The organism is Schlesneria sphaerica, from assembly GCF_044336245.1.
GTDB lineage: Bacteria > Planctomycetota > Planctomycetia > Planctomycetales > Planctomycetaceae > Schlesneria > Schlesneria sphaerica.
Map to the genome: position 1 here is coordinate 5380963 of NZ_CP172346.1, position 18122 is coordinate 5399084.

The 18122-nt window shown below is 56.4% G+C and carries 12 protein-coding genes and 1 tRNA gene; 7 read left to right on the forward strand and 6 right to left on the reverse strand.

Features of this window, described 5'->3' with window-relative positions; all coding sequences use genetic code 11:
* Positions 1–31 precede the first annotated feature (31 nt).
* The 4 genes from ACGY09_RS19530 to ACGY09_RS19545 all read left to right on the forward strand — a co-directional run bounded on the left by ACGY09_RS19530 (position 32) and on the right by ACGY09_RS19545 (position 6613).
* Positions 32–2665 carry an SGNH/GDSL hydrolase family protein gene (locus tag ACGY09_RS19530; protein WP_397569074.1) on the forward strand — a complete coding sequence of 878 codons (2634 nt, stop codon included), beginning with the start codon at positions 32–34 and terminating at the stop codon, positions 2663–2665.
* A 332-nt stretch (positions 2666–2997) separates the two neighbouring features.
* Positions 2998–3978 carry a DUF1559 domain-containing protein gene (locus ACGY09_RS19535; protein WP_397569075.1) on the forward strand — a complete coding sequence of 327 codons (981 nt, stop codon included), beginning with the start codon at positions 2998–3000 and terminating at the stop codon, positions 3976–3978.
* 337 nt (positions 3979–4315) lie between these two features.
* Complete coding sequence (locus ACGY09_RS19540; protein WP_397569076.1) at positions 4316–4879, forward strand: hypothetical protein; 564 nt, start codon at positions 4316–4318, stop codon at positions 4877–4879.
* A gap of 231 nt (positions 4880–5110) precedes the next feature.
* The gene (locus tag ACGY09_RS19545) at positions 5111–6613 is read left to right on the forward strand and encodes a DUF1501 domain-containing protein (protein WP_397569077.1); all 1503 of its coding nucleotides are present in this window, start codon (positions 5111–5113) and stop codon (positions 6611–6613) included.
* 8 nt (positions 6614–6621) lie between these two features.
* On the opposite strand, the gene ACGY09_RS19550 is transcribed toward ACGY09_RS19545, so the two are convergent.
* From ACGY09_RS19550 to ACGY09_RS19560, 3 genes are all read right to left on the reverse strand, one after another.
* Entirely contained in the window at positions 6622–8343 is a 1722-nt protein-coding gene (locus ACGY09_RS19550; RefSeq protein ID WP_397569078.1) for a fatty acyl-AMP ligase, read from the reverse strand.
* A 280-nt stretch (positions 8344–8623) separates the two neighbouring features.
* Positions 8624–9055, reverse strand: a complete 432-nt coding sequence (locus ACGY09_RS19555; RefSeq protein ID WP_397569079.1) for a hypothetical protein — start codon at positions 9053–9055, stop codon at positions 8624–8626.
* Positions 9056–9422: 367 nt separating this feature from the next.
* Positions 9423–10490: a lysylphosphatidylglycerol synthase transmembrane domain-containing protein gene (locus ACGY09_RS19560; RefSeq protein WP_373653296.1), complete on the reverse strand. Its 1068-nt coding sequence runs from the start codon at positions 10488–10490 to the stop codon at positions 9423–9425.
* A gap of 276 nt (positions 10491–10766) precedes the next feature.
* Between ACGY09_RS19560 and ACGY09_RS19565 the strand changes: the two genes are divergently transcribed.
* Positions 10767–11834 carry a prenyltransferase/squalene oxidase repeat-containing protein gene (locus ACGY09_RS19565; RefSeq protein WP_397569080.1) on the forward strand — a complete coding sequence of 356 codons (1068 nt, stop codon included), beginning with the start codon at positions 10767–10769 and terminating at the stop codon, positions 11832–11834.
* A 202-nt stretch (positions 11835–12036) separates the two neighbouring features.
* Complete coding sequence (locus ACGY09_RS19570) at positions 12037–13527, forward strand: serine hydrolase domain-containing protein (RefSeq protein WP_397569081.1); 1491 nt, start codon at positions 12037–12039, stop codon at positions 13525–13527.
* A gap of 147 nt (positions 13528–13674) precedes the next feature.
* Here ACGY09_RS19570 and ACGY09_RS19575 read toward each other — a convergent pair whose 3' ends face one another.
* The 3 genes from ACGY09_RS19575 to ACGY09_RS19585 all read right to left on the reverse strand — a co-directional run bounded on the left by ACGY09_RS19575 (position 13675) and on the right by ACGY09_RS19585 (position 16963).
* Positions 13675–15864 (reverse strand): tetratricopeptide repeat protein, encoded by a 2190-nt coding sequence (locus tag ACGY09_RS19575; protein ID WP_397569082.1) that lies wholly within the window; start codon positions 15862–15864, stop codon positions 13675–13677.
* 159 nt (positions 15865–16023) lie between these two features.
* Positions 16024–16884, reverse strand: coding sequence for an aldo/keto reductase family protein (locus ACGY09_RS19580; RefSeq protein WP_397569083.1), 861 nt, complete (start codon positions 16882–16884; stop codon positions 16024–16026).
* A 5-nt stretch (positions 16885–16889) separates the two neighbouring features.
* Positions 16890–16963 (reverse strand) — tRNA-Arg (locus tag ACGY09_RS19585).
* Between the two features lie 444 nt (positions 16964–17407).
* Here ACGY09_RS19585 and ACGY09_RS19590 point away from each other — a divergent pair.
* On the forward strand, positions 17408–17722 hold the full coding sequence (locus ACGY09_RS19590; RefSeq protein ID WP_397569084.1) for a hypothetical protein: 315 nt from the start codon (positions 17408–17410) through the stop codon (positions 17720–17722).
* Positions 17723–18122: the final 400 nt, after the last annotated feature.

Genomic DNA, 18122 nt, shown 5'->3' on the forward strand with positions numbered 1-18122 from the left:
GCGACTCTTCCGGGCCAACGGCGGTCGTGTTGTGCCATTTCTGGCTCTGCTGCTCGAACTTTCCCTGATTCTGGCCGTCGTCTACTCCTTTGAGATTGAACGACTGAGGCATTTCTTTCCGGTGCTCTGCGTGATTGTCGCCGGGTTTGCCATTCATGCCTGGCTCCCTGTTCAGCGCAAGGGCACCACCGAAACGGACGGCTCCGTTGACGGGACGGGGGCCGCTTCGGCAATCAATTCCCATTTCAGCGGGCCAGTTCCGGCGAAGAGCCAACGTACCGATCTGCGACTCACCTTCTTTGCGCTGCTTGGTGTCGGTTGTGTGCTGTTCGTGCTCGGTATCGTCAACGGCCTGTCGGTGCTGGGGATCGGCGGACTCTTGATCGGGATTTGCTATCTCCCCGTGACGCACCCCTGGCGGGTGGGACTCTTGATTGCTGCGGCGACGTTGCTGGTGGCGCTGCGAGTCGTCTCTCCGTTTCCGTTCTGGCCTGTCGTCGGGTCGATGTTCATGTTCCGTCTGATCACGTTCGTCTACGAGTCTTACCGGCAACAGAAGACACCTTCTCTGGTGTGGGCCTTGTCGTACTTCTTCATGCTGCCCAATACCTGTTTTCCGCTGTTTCCCATCGTCGATTTCAAGACCTTTGTGGCAACGCGTTATGACCAGGATGAATGGTTGGTTTATCAACGCGGAGTCGAATGGATCGTCCGGGGACTTGTCCATTTACTGATCTACCGCTTCATGAAGGCTTATGTTGTTCCGGACCTGTCAGAGCTTTATGAGTTCACTCGGATCTCACTCTTTGCGGCAACGAATTATGCGTTGTACTTACAGGTTTCCGGGCATTTTCATCTCGTGACAGGCTTGCTGCACCTGTTCGGATTCAACCTTCCTCGGACACATCATTGCTATTTTCTGGCCTCCAGCTTCAGCGACATCTGGCGGCGAATCAATATTTACTGGAAGGACTTCATGGCGAAGTACGTGTTCTATCCTTCCTTCTATGCATTTCGACGCCGCGGACTTTCCATCAGCTATGCCATGTTTGTGAGTGTGTTGCTGGTTTTCCTGAGCACCTGGGTGCTTCACTCGTGGCAGACATTTTGGCTGCTGGGACGATTTCCGCTGACCGTTAACGATGGTTGCCTCTGGCTGGGAACAGGGTTACTGGTCGCTGTGAACAGCTTGCTGGATTCGCGACGTCACCCTGTTGTCTACCAGTCTCCATTTCTGCGAGCGTTCGTGACGTCGGTGCAGACGGTGGGGATGTTCTGTCTTGTCAGCATCTTCTGGTCCTGCTGGACCAAGCCCGGCTTTCTGCAGTTGGTTGCGAGCGCCTTAGAGCGAGCCGACGCGGTGCCGGGGATTGCCCGGGTGCTGATGGTGCTGTTGATTGTGGTCGGATTGGGGACCATCTTGCTGTGGTTGTCAGGGCAACGGGAGGAGGGGAAGCAACTCGCCGGAGTCACGGAATCGGGCGGGCCGCTGAAACGCGAAGTCACCGGCCCTGGTCGAGACGGAGCCGTTGTCGATCAGACGTTCCGCCGTTCCGTCAGTCTGCATCTGGCGTTTCTGAGTCTGATGATCGCATTCATCTCGCCCGGTTTTTCTGGTCTGCTGCCAGACGAATTTGTCCGAGCGATTAGTCAGTTCCGTCACGATCCCACATTGGAACTTGCGGCGGGAGAGAAGCTGCAAAGCTACTATGAAGACCTGAATACCGCAGCAATTCAGGCAGGACCGCTGCTCAGTTCGCTGTTCACGGTCGACGGCCCGCAGCAGCGACAGGGGGAAGGGTTCCTCAAGATTTCCCGGCAGGCCGATGTCTACCAGGGAGTCGAACTGATTCCGGGGATACGGACGGAGCTGGATGGTCAGCCATTCTCGGTGAACGAATTCGGGATGCGTGATCGAAATTCGTTAACGTTTCAGAAGCCCGAGGGGACCTGTCGAATCGCTGTCGTGGGTTCCAGTATTGTGATGGGTTATGGCGTTGCGGATGACACGGTTTTTTCCCGTCAGTTTGAGAATCTGCTGAATCAGGCGATTCCCGGTTCCGCACACCGGTTTGAAGTCCTCAACTTCGGCGTTGGAAAGCAGTGGGCGGTTCAACGGACGGTGCGCATCCAGCGGAAGGTGTTTGGATTCTCGCCTGACGCCGTCTTTTACTTTGCGCACCAGGACGAATTCAATGAGTTAGCGACACCTCTGGCGCAACTTGTCTCGTATGGCAAGGAACTCCCCTCTGATCCTCTGAAAGAAGTCGCCACACAGGCGGGAGTGACATCACGTCAGCCGCCGGGTGAGGTGCTAAGTCGGCTGACTCGTTTCAACGAAGAGATCCTGCGTGCCTGCTATCTGACCATTGTAGACGAGTGCCGGAGATTCAAAGCGGTTCCTGTCTGGATCTATCTCCCGGTTCCCGGTGCCGACGATCGCGAGATCCGCGAAAAACTGTCTCCGATCGCGACCGAGGCAGGATTTATCGTTTGTGATCTTTCTGGCTGGACGAAAGGAGAGACTGGACTGTTCCCCGGCACCGAGTACCACCCGAATGCGCATGGTCATACGCTCATTGCTGAGGCGCTGCTGAACCAGGTTCAGTCGAACCCGAAAACGCTGCCTGAGGGTTGTGATCTGAATGGAACGACTGCTCATTGAGAAAACACGTTTCCGCAATCATTGCTTTCCATGCTTGTGAATATCGGCCACTACCCGACGCGAGGGACCGATGATTGTCAGGAGGGTGTTTCCTGCTTCCGTGTTGTGTTCTGATAGCGACCGGGATGAGGTGTTAGTGGAAAAACGTACCCTCCGTCTTGACAAACATCAGGTTCGTTTTATGCTCGATTAAGGTTGCTGTCTCCCAATCGCGACCTGTCTTGCTCATCAAATATTAGCTGATCGCTTCTAGTTTCCGCGAAAGCCGCCGGGGCCTGAGTCTCCGCGCGGCGTATTGTCATTATTCAATTTTCAGGAAATGGAGAAACCAGATGAAGGCTTACGCACGTCGGCAACGCGGCTTCACGTTGATTGAGCTACTGGTGGTGATTGCCATTATCGCTGTATTGATCGCTCTTCTCCTTCCTGCAGTCCAGCAGGCACGTGAGGCGGCCCGAAGAACACAATGTAAGAATAATCTCAAACAGCTCGCACTGGCTCTGCACAACTATCACGACACGTTCCAGAATTTCCCCGAGGCGCAATACATTAATATCGGTCTGCCGAACTCTGCCTGGGCCTGGTCGGTGATGATTCTCCCTTACATGGATCAAGCGCCACTCTACACACAGCTCAATATCAGCACGCAAATGCTTGAGCAGGCTGCTAACGATCCTGCTCGGCAAGCCCTGCTTTCGTCGCCAAAAGCGGCGTTTGTCTGCCCGAGCGACCCGGTTGGTCCCATCAACGTCAATCGCCCGTTCCTGCAAAAATCGACCGGTGGACTTTGCAGCGGTATGATCCTCTCGCAGACCTTGAACTTTGGTAAGTCGAACTACCTGGCCTGCAACGGCAATCACGATAGTGATGGAATCTTCCGGAGCGGCGGAGGTGCCGTATCGATTGCCAAAATTACCGACGGCACCTCGAACACGATTATGCTCGGTGAGCGAAGCAGCGTGAAGTGGGCCAAACAGACGGCCCCTGCGGGTCCCTGGGCGGGCGTCTGGGCCGGGCAGGAACTTTCGTGTGACGGAATCACGAACGTCTGGGCTCTGGCCGGGAAAACGGAATTCCAGATGAACGCCGGGACGCATAGTGATGTCGTGGGCAGCACCTCGGCAACCGACCAGCCTTTGATTGCGTTCGGCAGTGCTCATGCGGGTGGTGCTCAATTTGCCATGGCCGATGGCTCTGTGCGATTCATCAGTGAAAATATTCAATGGAATGATCTTCCCAACAGCTATGACGATGTCGGCATCTATCACCTGCTGGGCTCGATCAGCGACGGACGGGTCATTGGCGAATTTTAATTTGCTCGTCCGGCCTATCGGCGAACGGAGCGCACAAGAACTGCCGGCACGGCGCGACCTCCCTGGCCCCAGACGAGAGAGGACCCCAGCGAGACAGGGGCGACTGCCATCCTCGTCCTGGGGTTCCGCGAATGAGGCGCTTTCCAGGGGCTCTGGCAGTCAGGTCGAGCGAATGGATCTGATCGGGTTTACCGGAATTCAACGGTGTGGAACTTCACTGGGGCAGGGTCTCGATCGACCAGGCCCGGCGTGTACGATAGCGGCAACTTGAGACGGCCGGACCTCGAGATTTCCGCACTCCCGTGGTTTTCGACCAGAGATGGTTTGGAGAAAGTCTATGTCATTGCACCGCAAATTGTCCCCTGTCAGGACATCGCTCGTCGCTCTTTTCCTCGTTGTGTCGTCTGGCTGCGGACTGATGTCGGGCCCGAGCGAATACGAAAAGTTCAAGCAACGAGAATCGACGTTTGAGGGGCTGATTTCCAATGCCGGAGGAAGCGCCAGGAAAGAAGGCAAGTCGATGTACGGCTTCCATATGGTGGGCTGGATGATCGATCTTTCCGGAGCCACGCTCAGCGAGAAATTGATCACCGAGATGATTGAAGTCGCTCAGAACGACCCGGTCTTTGATCTCAACCTCAGCAATACGTCGATTACCGACGAACAGCTTGCCGAGCTCGACGCCGGCAATGTTCTCCAGAAAACTGTGATCCTGAATTTGTCTCAAACCCCGATCACCGATGCCGGACTGGACAGTCTCTCGAACTTTTATTGTCTGATGTCACTGAACCTGAAGGGGTCGAAGGCCACACAAGAAGGGGCACGCCGGATGGGTGAGAAAAAAATTGCGAATCCGCAGACGCCGGCACCGTTCAAAACACAACCGAAACTGGAAATCTGAGTTCCGCGCAGCAGATGTCGAGCACCCGTCCCCGATGCGGCTGTGGGATTTAAGTGTGGGACCAAGCGGTGGAACGGGACTGCCTTGATTTGGTCTCAGAAGGTCATCGATTCCTTTCCTGTCTGCGGCTACGATGGAATTGTCATGGTCGCTTTTGCAGTTCCCCGTTTGATGTAATTCCGGCAATTCGATGCGGCAGTACCGCTCGCCATGCTTTGGCAGGAGGGGCTCATGTTCCAGATCCTCGGCTCACTGAATCCCTTTGCAGCGCACTGCAATCGCAGGAAGGTTCTGGAAATCGGAGCGGCTTCCCTGGGACTCCCGCAACTCCTTTGTCTCGAAGCTCAGGGGGCCCCTCAGGCCATTTCCACCTCGGATGGATTCGGCAAGGCGAGAAATGTCTTGCTGATCTACCTGCAGGGGGCTGCTTCCCAGTTTGAGACCTGGGATCCCAAGCCGGAGGCACCCGAAGGAATCCGGGGGAAGTTCGGCGCCATTTCCACTGCCGTTGCCGGAACATCAATCTGTGACCAGCTTCCCAAACTGGCTTGCCTGACGGACCGGATGGCTCTGGTTCGGTCGATGACCCATCCACACAATAATCACTCGAACCTCTATACGCTGACCGGGGCTCCGGCGATCGATTTCTCGAACGAGACGAATCCTTTCGACTCACGGCATCGTCCGTTCTTTGGCAGCGTATTGGATTATCTGGCGGATCAGGCAGGGGCCGAAGATCCGACGGATGTGCCGCGCAATATGGCACTTCCCTGGCAGTTTAGCGCCTTTGCCCCCTTCTCGCGGCGCGCGGGGCCGTACGCATCCTTCCTGGGACACGGCTACAACCCGGTCTGGACCGAATTCCATGGTAAGGCAACCAGGACCGTCCCGCGAGTTTCCTTCTTCCACGGACTGAAGGACGTCGACGTCGCCGACCCTTACTTGGGAATCACTCCTGAAAGCCGGCTTAAAGTCTCGAAGGAAGCGCAACTGCGTGATGGAATCACACTGGATCGATTGAACCGGCGACGAAGTCTGGTCAGACAGTTCGATGATCAAAAGGCGTACCTCAACGATCTGTCGGCAGGGAAGGGACATGATCGCTTCGCGGCCAAAGCCTATTCCATGATCACGTCGGCCAGGGTGCGTGACGCGCTGGATGTCGGACTGGAACCGACATCGTTGCGGGAACGCTACGGCATGACGCTGTTCGGCCAGTCCGCGCTGACTGGCCGCAGGCTGCTGGAAGCGGGGTGCCGGATCGTTTCGGTCTTCTGGGACGAATTCGAAGTCGTCAACACTGCCTGGGATACACACTTCGACCACTTCACCCGGCTCGGTGACGAACTGCTGCCGAGCTTCGATGCGGCGATGAGTACCTTGCTGCTGGATCTGGAAGAACGGGGCCTGCTGGACGAAACCCTGGTCATGTGTCTGACGGAGCACGGGCGAACTCCCAAGATTGACACTCACATCCGGGGTGGAGGACGCGACCATTGGTCGTCTGTCTACAGCGTGATGCTCGCAGGAGCAGGAATCAAACCGGGTTGTGTGGTCGGGGCCTCAGATGCGACGGGCGCGTTTGTGAAGGAGCGGCCCGTGTCGCCCGAAGATATTCTTTCAACCATGTACCACATCAAGGGTATCGACCTTGAGACGACGATTCCTGATCTGCGCCAGCGACCAACCCGGCTGATTGATAATGGATCTGTGATTGAGGAACTGCTCGGCTGAAAGTCCTTTCACGATTCAGCACTCGGTTGCGTCGAAGGAATCATTTCCAGAGTTCCCTTGAGATAGCTCTCCCGCACCATCAATCGCCGGGGTTTGCCACTACTCGTCCGTGGCACCGAAGCTTGCCGGAGCAACACAATTTCTGCAGGACTGATCCCAAAAGAGAGTGCCACCGCAGATCGGATTGCCCCAAGGATTTCCTCGAATGATTCGGGCCCCCTCGCCGTTCGTTTCAGTTCACTGGCAATCACAAATGCTTCGAGACCATTCTGGTCCACCGAGAAGGCGACGGTTCCACGCGGCTGCAGCGAGGGGTGAGCCGACTGGACCACGTGTTCAACGTCTTCCGGATAAAGGTTTCTTCCTCGGACGATAATCAGTTCCTTCAGCCGTCCCGTCACGAAGAGATGCTGATCGGAAAGGAACCCCAGATCGCCGGTCCTGAGGAACCTGCGCTCCTCTCCATTCTCGCTGATATCGCGAAAAAGGAAGGAATTCAGATCGTCTCTTTGGAAGTAGCCAGGGGTGACGGATTCACTGCAGAGATGAATTTCGCCAATCGACCCCTCGGCCAATGGCGTTCCTGTTTCAGGATCTCGTATCGAAACGGTTGAGCTGGCGAAGGTCGCGCCGCTGCCAACAATCTGTAGTTCGTCGTCGCGACTAGGGGCCGGTTCAATCCGATTCTCTGCCAGGCCCCGCTTGCTGACTGTGCGGACAATCACCCCATTGCCTGCAGGCCCGCCGGTGGCCATCAGCGTTGCTTCGCCCAGTCCATAACAGGGAAAGAAAGAGCTTTCTCCGAAGCCCCAGGCAGAGAAACGGCGCGCGAACAGGCGTAATGTCTCCTCGCGAATCCGTTCGGCTCCCACGAACGCCACCCGCCACGCGGAGAGGTCGAGGCCCGACATTTCTTCATCGCTTATCTTTTCAGCGCAAAGTTGGTAACCGAAGTCGGGGCAGCCACAGATATCGGCCCGCTGCGCCGCGATGGCCTGCAGCCAGCTCGCCGGACGGAACGCAAATTCCTCAGGGGGCAGACAGGTGCAAGTCAGATTCGTGAAGATGGTGGTGAGATAGCTCCCGACCAACCCCATATCGTGATAATGCGGCAGCCAGGTCACCGACGAATCCTCACCCGTTCGAACCTGCATCTGGTCCCGAATCATGGTCACATTGGCCAGGAGATTCGCGTGAGTGACCTGAACCCCTTTGGGTCTCGCCGTCGACCCCGATGTATATTGCAGAAAGACAGTGTCGTGTGGAGCGAAGGTAAGCGTCGGAAACTCGCTCGGCGCGCCACGCCATTCATTCGCGGTCATCACGGGCAGCGGGGCGAGCGCGGGGGTGAGTTGCTGGTCGGTTCGCAATAACCTGGCTGTCGCGTCGTCCGCGAGAATCAGCGTCGGTGCACAATCGTGACAGATTTCATCGAGTGACCTCGCATTGCGGCGCAAGTTTGGCGTTCTGAGCGGCACGGGAATCACGCCGCAGGCGACACAGCCGAGAAACGCTTCGCAGAATTCAGGCCCCGTGGGAAACAACAACAGCGCACGATCACCGGGACGAGTCTGAGAGGAAATGGCTCTGGCGGCGCGAGCGGCCCGTTCTGCCAGCAGGGAGTAAGTCAGCGAGTCTGCTGAGTTCCACCTGGTCTCAGGAAACACGTACAGCAGCTTATCGGGCTGTCTAACGGCCGCATCCACCAGGCATGAGTAGATTGATCGCATCGGCACCGTCTCCTGTCTTCACAGGAACTATCCGGTGTCGATGAGAACTCCGCAAGTGGATTCCCACATCCCTTAGCGACCGGCGAGCAATGATTGAATCGCCTGCGGAGGGAAGAAGAGCGTCATAAAAATGCACCATCCACGGACCGCTGGCGGACGCCGTTCCGAGATGAACTTCACCTATGGAGATGGTGTTGCGGACGGATATTGTCCTAACCTCTCGTAACTAGGGATTCATCTTATGTAGTCCGTGGATGGTGTAGTGCTCAACGATTTTCTATCACGATCGGCGGCTTGATGAAGCCAGGAGGAAGCCGATGCCCACACTCATCAGGAACGCAGGGATCGGGTTGCGTGAAATCAGACTGGTCACGTCTGAGCAGACCCCATTCAGTCCTTGATTGTCGAGGAAATTGGCCGAGTTGGAAAAGGTCTGGGCGACGGCGGATGTTGCCGCACCAAGGGTTCCTTCTTGTGGCCCATGCTCGCGAATCGAACGAGCAGTCGCTTTCAGCCCACTACTGAGCGAGCCGCTCAGTTCTTCCGCTTTCCCTTCCACTGCGGAATAGGCATTTGTGCCCGCGTCTTTCACTTGTTCGATGACGTTGCCAGCGGCGTCGCGAATCCCCTCAACCGACTTTCCCACTTGGTTTGATACCTGGGCGCCGATTTCTTTGCCTTTGTCCTTCATCTGTTCGGTCATCGTAGCCATGTTTCTGATCTCCTGTGGGGTTTGAACAACGCATCACGTCATGCGAATACCTAGAGGCAACTTCTGCGCCGGACGCCAGATGTCCCCTTAGCTTTCCCGTAAGAGAACTCTATGTGCTATCAAAATCAGGGTTTATGAGAGGAGAGAGCCACAGAACTCACCCCGTACGAGATTGAGTCCCTAACGCTCACCATGGCGCGCAGGGAATCAGACCGACTGGGAACTGGAGCATCGCCGCCGGGACTTGACGGCGGACTGTCGCCGAGAGACGCGTCTGAGACCCACCCGAGATGGCGATTCCGCGTCCCAAAGCTGCTCACAGGCGGATCACGGAGACCTCGGAACAGCAGCGGTTGGATGCCGAAAACTATTCCGGCTCTGCCGCGGGGGTGGGCTGGGTAAACGGAAGATCAAGACTCTGCTTCTTCAGGCCCCGCCCGGTCGTGTTCAGAAAGTAAATCCCGGTGAGCGTCACGATGATGTATTCCGTCAGGTGGTAGTAGACGGAAGCGGCGAAGATTCCGGGATAGTCGTCCGAGAACACACTCAACACCATCGTGAAGCAAAGCTGAATGACGCCGACATAGCCGGGGGCCGAAGGGACTGCAGCACCGACAGCGGTCAGTCCCAGCACGATACACGAGATCAGCAGGCTGTTGGGCAGACCAAAGCTTTTGAGTGCCAGATGGATGACGAACCCGTTGATCATCCAGCTGCAAAGCGAAATGGCCATGATGCCCGCCAGCAATCGAGGCTGCTTCACGGCGGCCAGCCCCGTCACTCCTGCTTCCAGCAGATGGTGTAACTTTTCCAGCCACGAAGCAGGAAGAATCGGCGAGAGAACCGCGTTGACGATGCGGATGCATAGAGCAAAGTAAAAGACATACAGGAGCAACGTCAGGACCAGACATCCCACGCAGACCGCGACAATGGACGTATTGGTTTGCACGCTCGGATTCAACCCGTCAACAAACACGAGCCCGACGCTCAGCAGCGTCAGGACCGTGATCGAGTCAAAAATTCGCTCCAGTACCACTGACGAAGCCACCGTAGACACTTTCAGGTTGGCATGTCGTGCGAACAGCAGCACCCGAACCACTTCACCCATGTGAACGGGAAGGACATTGTTCAGACCAAACCCCATCATCACGAAGGGAAACAGGTCGCGTCCCACTTTGAACTGACCGATCGGAGACAGCAGCAGTCGCCAGCGCAAGGCTTTGAGCCAATAAAAGACGCCGGTCGCGATCATGATTGGAACCAGAGTCCAGTAGTTCGCATCCGCAAACGCGTTTCCCGCTTTGGAAAACGCTTCCGGATCGGACAGAAGTTCCCGCGTGGCAAACCAGAGACAAAGACCGGACACGACGATCCCAAACAGGACATGAACCCAACGGTTGCCGTGGAATGAAAATTGGCTGGCAGGAGACGACATTTGGAGAGAATCTATTAGTGAGGACATTCATCCGTGCGGTCAAACATGATGGTAACCTGAAACAAAAATTGCCAACCAGCCGGTACTGAAAAAATGTATACTATATCGTCCTGGCCAACCCTGATCTCCGATCGGCATCGTGGCAAGTGAACGCAGAGGTTCAATCGCCATCACCGGACCGGTATGATCGAAACGCGGGCACGATCGTCCGCACGTGCCTGAAAGATGGGGTGATCAGCTTGAGTCTCACCCTCCGTCCGCTGTCAGGGCATCCTCATGAGCATACCAGATTCAGAACGGTGGATTGCCTCAGTCGCTCGCGGGATGGCTGTCGTCGGCAGTCTCCTGTTTCTTTTTTCTCCCTGGGCAAGCGCCACCGCGGAGGACGGCGGCCCCACCGAGACGGCGATCAAAGCCGCCATTCTCAAATCGCTCCCTTTGCTCGAGAAAGGGGCCCGAGGCTCGTTAGAGCAGCGCAAGCAATGTTTTAATTGCCACAATCAGGGGCTGCCTCTGATGGCCATGACCGCAGCCCAAGCACGCGGGTTCCAAACTGACGCTGAACTTCAAGCCGAAATCCTTCGATTTACGGCCGACTTTCTTGCGCGAAACAAAAAGCGATACCGGGATGGTGAGGGGCAGGGAGGACAGGTCGATACGGCTGGCTACGCCCTGTGGACCCTGAACAAGGGGAGCTGGCCTGCAGACGAGACGACGGCCGCAGTTGTCGAGTACCTGTTGATTTATCAGGTTCAGCTCGATCACTACGAACCGGAAGCGAGCCGCCCTCCCAGCGAACAGAGTCATTTCACATCCACCTACGTCGCGGTCCGGGGTCTCAAAACGTTTAGGACTGAAGAACAGCAGGAGTTGATCGACGCACGCATCGAGCAGATTCAGTCATGGCTGCAGAAGGCTGAGCCTCAGGATCACGAGGATCGCGTTTTCCGGTTGCGTCTGCTGCACCTGCTGCACGGGCGGGCTCCCTCGGTCGACCTGGCAGTTGACGAACTAAAGCGAAGCCAGAACGAGGACGGCAGTTGGTCACAGGTGACGGGAATGAATGGCGACGCGTACGCGACCAGCACGGCGCTGGTCGCGCTGCATGAAGCGGGAGGTCTTGCGACCTCGGATCCGGTCTACAGGCAGGGGTTGGCGTATCTGATCTCACAGCAGCACGACGATGGGTCTTGGCATGTGGTCTCGCGCGCCAAGCCCTTTCAGTCGTATTTTGAATCGGGCTACCCGCACGGTAAGGATCAGTTCCTCTCCAGCGCGACGGCAAGCTGGGCCACGATCGCGATGGCGTTGGCCTTACCCGAGACCGCAGCCACCGCTGAATGAAAAACTCGTCTGGCAGGGGGCTCAACTCGTCCTCCCTTTTCGCTCTTCCAGAACGTGCCCCGATCGTGCACGAAACGGCCGGGAAAGTCAGCAATTTCAGTCGCAAGGCTGTCCTGTTATCGGGATTTCAGCGACACTTCGCGTGACGTTGCTGTTACATGAATCGACGAATCCACGAACTTGAATCTGCAGGACCTGGACCATGAAGTTCCCGATCACGGTTGCTCTCGCCGCGATGCTCCTGATTCCCACCGTTTCTCGCGGAAAAGACTTGCCACGGAGCACTCCCGAAGAGCAGGGGATCTCGTCGGCTGCGGTCCTGTCCTTTGTCGAGGCGGCCGACAGTCAGTTTGATTCTCTCCACAGCTTTATGCTGGTTCGGCACGGACATGTGGTCGCAGAAGGGTGGTGGGCTCCCTACCACGCGGAAGCACGGCATTCCCTTTACTCTCTCAGTAAAAGTTTCGCCTCGACCGCGATCGGGCTGGCCATTGAAGAAGGCAAGTTGAGCCTCCACGACCCGGTCGTCAAATTCTTTCCGGAAGATCTGCGTGCCGCACCAAGCGATCATCTGCAGGCGATGCGAGTCAGTGATTTGCTGAGAATGGCGACGGGACATCAGAGCGAGCCACCCCGTACGGACAGCGTCCCCTGGACCAGGTCGTTTCTCGAACATCCTGTCCCCTTCAAACCGGGGACGCATTTTCTCTACAACACTTCAGCCACCTACATGCAGTCGGCAATCGTGCAGAAAGTGACGGAAGTCAAGCTGATTGACTATCTGCGTCCCAGACTTTTCGATCCCCTCGGTATCGAGAATCCGCAGTGGGAAACCAGTCCCCAAGGGATTTCCACGGGTGGCTATGGACTCAGTATCCGTACCGAAGACATCGCCAGGTTTGGACAGCTCTACCTTCAGAAGGGGAAGTGGAACGGTCAGCAGCTTGTGCCCGAGAAGTGGATCAGCGAGGCGACCGCCCGTCAGACAGCCACAGGAAGCAATCCCGCCAGCGACTGGGACCAGGGGTATGGTTACCAGTTCTGGCGCTGTCGTCATGGTGCATTTCGCGGAGACGGCGCGTTCGGCCAGTATTGCGTTGTCCTGCCGGAACTCGACGCGGTCATTGCCATCACCAGTGGCGTCAAAAATATGCCCGATGTGCTGAATGTCGTCTGGGACCGACTCTTGCCCGCGTTTCACGCTGAGCCTCAAGCCCCGAATCCGGAGGTCGCCGCCAAGCTCAAGCAGACGCTGGCAAGTCTACGGATTCCGCCGCAAACGGGTGCCGCCATGCCTCCGAAAATCCTGGGTAAGCAGTACGCTATTGCGCAGAATAAACACCAACTGGAAGCCGTCCGGTTTGAATCGGGGCCAGCTGCAGGGGAAGTCACGATCTCTCTTCGTTGTAACGGGACGGAGTATCCGACCGTCTGTCGCAGCGGGGACTGGACCCGCGGGAGAACGGCATTCAGCGGAGGGGCTTCGCAGCCGGTCGCGGTCAGTGGCGCCTGGACTGCTGACGACACCTTTACGGCCCAGTATTGCTTCTACGAAACACCTTTCACCGCCACGGTCCGTTTCAAGTTTACCGGCGATGAGGTTCTGGCGGACTGTCAATACAACGCCAGCTTCGGACCTGCGGCGGATTTCAAGCTGCGAGGCACCACGGGGCCGTCGTCATCGGACAAATGATGAAGCCGGTGAGCCGGGTAATACCGGCTCGCGGCGCTCCTGCCCGTCGGCGTGCCGAATGGGAAAGAGACGCCGAGAACCCGAATGCGAAGCGATACGAGTCGAGTAGAGCCCCTCAGGCGACCCTGTGCGTTCTCTACGTTGCCTCTACTCTTGCTTAGCACTAGTCGGTGATTCGGGTGTCGGCTTGTCGGAGGGGGGAAGGGCCCTCTTTTTCGCGACGACCTTGCCGATTTGATCGTTCACGTCCTGGTACTGATACTGAAGAATCTCGTCGCCGAGTTGCTGCACCAGCGTGGGCAGGGCTTTGCCGTTCGACTGAGATAAATAGCGTACGGTTTGAGCCTCCGTTGCTCGCCCCAGCTCATCCTTCGCGATGATGAGTGCGCCGTCATAGGTGAAGTCTTCCGGTTTGCTGCGAGGGATGTTGGCCCGTGTGCGGGTCCATCCGATCAGATCTCCGTTTGGCGTGTACTTGTACTCATCCTTCCAGGTCTTCGGGGTCTGGATCAGGGGGTCCGCGTAGTTCCCTTTGTCCGTTCCCCCGTGATACGAGACGGACAGGATGCGACCCGATTCGTCATATTCCCGGTCTTCATTGTCAAGAAAGTACCACGTGATGAACGAAGGGGGCGACCAGTGGGTCCCGTTAAACGCGAACACACCGATATCGACGCGGTTCGATTCAATATCACTGTCGGGCTGAATTTTGCGACGAGGGTGCCAGGCCACCGTGATATCCGCTCGGCTCCCCGTCTCGTCGAGAGGTTTCAGAGAAATCAGCGATGGGTCCCCCCGCAGCACGACCCATTGATACTTGAGCGGGTGCCCGTTGAGGTCGATACTTTCTCGTGCGGAGACAATCATCCGACGGCGAAACTGCATCGAACGCCCCACTCTCGCGATAGCGCAAGCGGTGTCAAACAGGTGCTCACGGTCAGCCGCATCAAAGTAATCCCGCCCGACGATGCCGCGATCCTGTTGCTCGATCCGAAAACGAACGACGGGAGGAATCGTGGTTTCCGTCATGGCATGAGCCGCTTCAATCATCTTGAGCGGATCGATCAGCGTCCCATCAAATACGGACGGGTGTGCCACCCCCGTCAGATATTCGTCTTCGTTGTTCAATGCCTTGTAGTTGGAGCGAAAAATCTGCTGCAGGGTGGGGGCGATGAACCCGCTGTCGACCAGCTTTTTCTTGACCTCAGGCCGAAACGCAGCCAGCGTGCAGGCCAGAGCATCCAGGAACGGCTGGTCAGTGTAGGAAGATCCCTGACTGATGAGCACGTAGGGCGTGTTGGCGGGGAATAGATCCCCATAGCCCCCTCCAGAACCGTTGTGGCCGGGATCGTGGTCGGTATGTTCCGGATAAACGTACAGATGGTTCAGGGTGTACTGCCGGGCGAGGGCCGTGATCCAGGTGGGACGTGTGTAGGCCATTCTCACGTTGCTGCGCCACAGCGGAGTCGAGACCAATGATGTGGACGAATTCCCGATCACGACCCCGCCATGGAGAAAGCGGTGCTGAAAACCCTGTTGAATCTCGGAAAGAATCTCGGGCTTGTACTCGATCCGGTGCAGTTGCGGGAACTGAGCGTACTTCAGGTTGGAATGATCCGAGTCACAGTTGTCATAAAGATCTCCAAAATTACCTGCAGCGGTCCCCTCCGCGAACCACTTCTTCAATCGCTTTCCGACTTCGCCATGCTCCAGAATCACAGCAGGCTGCCTGACGGGCTTTTTCCATTGGAACCCGGTCTTCAGCAAGTTAGTGGGCTCGTCCCAGATCGTATTGTCGGATCCTACCCAGGCGATGTTTTTTTCGAGTTCCGCCGGATTGGGTGTCTTGGGTTCAATTTGCTTTTGAGCGTACTTTTCCATCAATTCCTGAAAATCCGCCCGGTCCCGAATCGAATTGAAGTCTGGGTCCTTCGCTGCGATGCCGACTTGGGCGAATCCCCGTTCGATCGACTCTTTCAACGCCGCCAGACTCTCATCCCCTTTCCCGTTCTTTGCATAGATGCACGCCAGGTTGTACCGGGCGACTCCCGAGAACGGAGCGAGTTTGACAGCCTCGTGCATGAGCCTGAGAGCTTCGTCCTGGTGACCCATGCGTGCCAGCAGCATTCCTCTCAGTTGCATCTCCTGGCTCTGTTCTGCCAGCGCCGGTCGCCGAAAAAGTTCCAGATCATTGGCGACAGAACACGTCGCAGAGGCGGCAAGTGACAGAGTCGCCAGGCAGAGAAGTCGCGCGATCGAGGCCTTCATGATACGTTCCAGGGGGACCATTCGGACCAAAAGTGCCAGATCAAACAAAGCAGGCTGAAATGCCGTCATTCCATGGTATCGCTGGAGGGGCGATGGAACCACTCAGGTGGGCTGAACCAAGCCGTGCATGCAGCAGCGAGTGACAGCAGTTGGGGGACTCGCTCAAATCATTGATCCCCGCCGTGCTGCGGGGACCGTCCTGGACCGAGTCAGAATCAATCCCGCATCTCAAGCGATCGCAACACGCTCAATCAACTTCAGCTCATCCAGCTGAAGCTGGAAGTCCAGAACCTCGAGATCGTCTCGCATGTGTTCCACACTGGTCGTACCGGTCAGGGGAAGTATTCCCACATCCCGTGCAAACCGAAATACGATCTGGCAGGGGGTTCGTCCGTAGTGCTGCGCGATCTTCAGGACCTGAGGATGAGCCAGCACCGGGCGATTGGCCGTCAGCAGCGAAAAGCCCTGGTAGACAATTCCGTTTGTACGGCAAAAATCACGCACTCTCCCGTCCCATCCCATGCTCGCGTAACAGCGATTCTGCACGAAATGCGGAGCAATCCGACAGCGGGCGGTCAGTGTCTGTAGCTGATCCAGAGAAACATTGCTGATTCCCAGACAGCGGATCAATCCCTGTTCATACAGCGACTCAATGGCACTCCACGCCTCCCAGTCAGTTTTGCCAAGGCCAGTACCTTGAGAAGGCCCATGCAGCACGTACGAGTCAATCCAGGTGGTTCCCAGATGCTGCAGGGAGCTGGAGAAGGATTGCCTGACCTGCTCAGCCACCGGCGATGCCGGGTCATAGGGGAGTCGGTGATCCTGACCGGGGCGAAAGGTGAACTTGGTCTGCAGGAAGAGGTCTTCGCGAGCGACAAGCTGACTCTGAATGGCGTCGGCGATGCCAAGTCCGACGGAGGCTTCGTCGTAGTGCTTCCGCTGGTTGGCAGTATCGATCCCGCGAAACCCGGCTTTCAGAGCCGCAACCGTCAACTCCCGCGTCCGCTCTTCCTTCCACGCGGTCCCATAAAGAAAGGGAGGAACCTTCGTCCGTTCAATCCTGCCCAGTACCGCGGAAGACTCTGACATGAAAATACCCCCGAGTGGATTCGAACCACCGACCTACGGTTTAGGAAACCGTCGCTCTATCCAACTGAGCTACGGGAGCAAGTGTTTACAGGATTTCGAGTTGTGTCAAATCGAAAAGCCTTGTTCTGCGGTCGCTGACACCCGCTCTGACACCTGTCAGAAGGTTGCCCGTAATTCCTCCATACCATTTTTGAGCCTGCGATTCCTTCTCTAAGGCAAGAACCCGAGACAGGGAACAGTCTAACGGCTCCCGAAAACCAGACAAGCCAGCCAAACCTCATCCAAATTTTACGCTGTTTCCTTACGCCACCAGACGCTGGGCGAAGAAGGTCCGGGGTGAGTTCCGTTTCTTCGGGCCGTGGTGTGTCGGTGAGAACCCGGCGTGTACATTTGTGAGAAGCCGTGGTTCGTTTAAACGAATGTCGCCAGATGAGGTGTGGCAAGAATTGAAAGCAATTGATCCGGATTTCATTCCAACCGAGTTAATCAAAGAGCTACTACGTCGTTGCGGAGCATTAATCGAATGAGTGAGAACAGCATTGAAAATATCGAGTGCATTGCTATGGGTTATGCGAAAACACAATTCGACTTTCACAACGTGCGTGTGGTATCAGTGGATCAAATCACCGGCGATCATTTGCAATCATTGCCTTGCTACACGGTAAGGTTGGAATTGAGTCACTCGGCCGACAGAATCGCACTGCTGGCATCTCAAGGCGACCCGAATGAGACAGATATTAAACGTGACTTCTTGGAGGGTACGTTCACAGTGAATCTCGTGGTATGCGGTGAGACCGTCGAATCGGAGGAATGGGAGGATATGGACCTCAATTGTTGATACGGTTCAAGGGTGGCTGGATGGCAATTGAGGTTCGATTTAGGCTCCCTTCGGCGGCCGGGGCCTGGAGAGCAATAACAACGCGGACAGCAGGGTCAGGGGGAGAACCAGTCCAGAATATGGAATTGCGAACATTATTCCTTTGTCGCAATCGGATCTTCGAGCCACGCCTTCCGATCATATTCCACAACCAAAGTACCATCGAAACTTGTAAAGTCCTACGAAGTTGGAATTTGGAGTAGTAGTGGATCTCCATGCAAAGTCAGAACATTCAGCGTCGCTTTTGATTTCATATTCGACAAAGGGGAGAATATACCCTTGCGATGAAATCATATGAGCGGCAGTGCGTCTCCCGATGGGCGAACTAAGATCGTCCCATACGACAATGCTCCGCATTCAT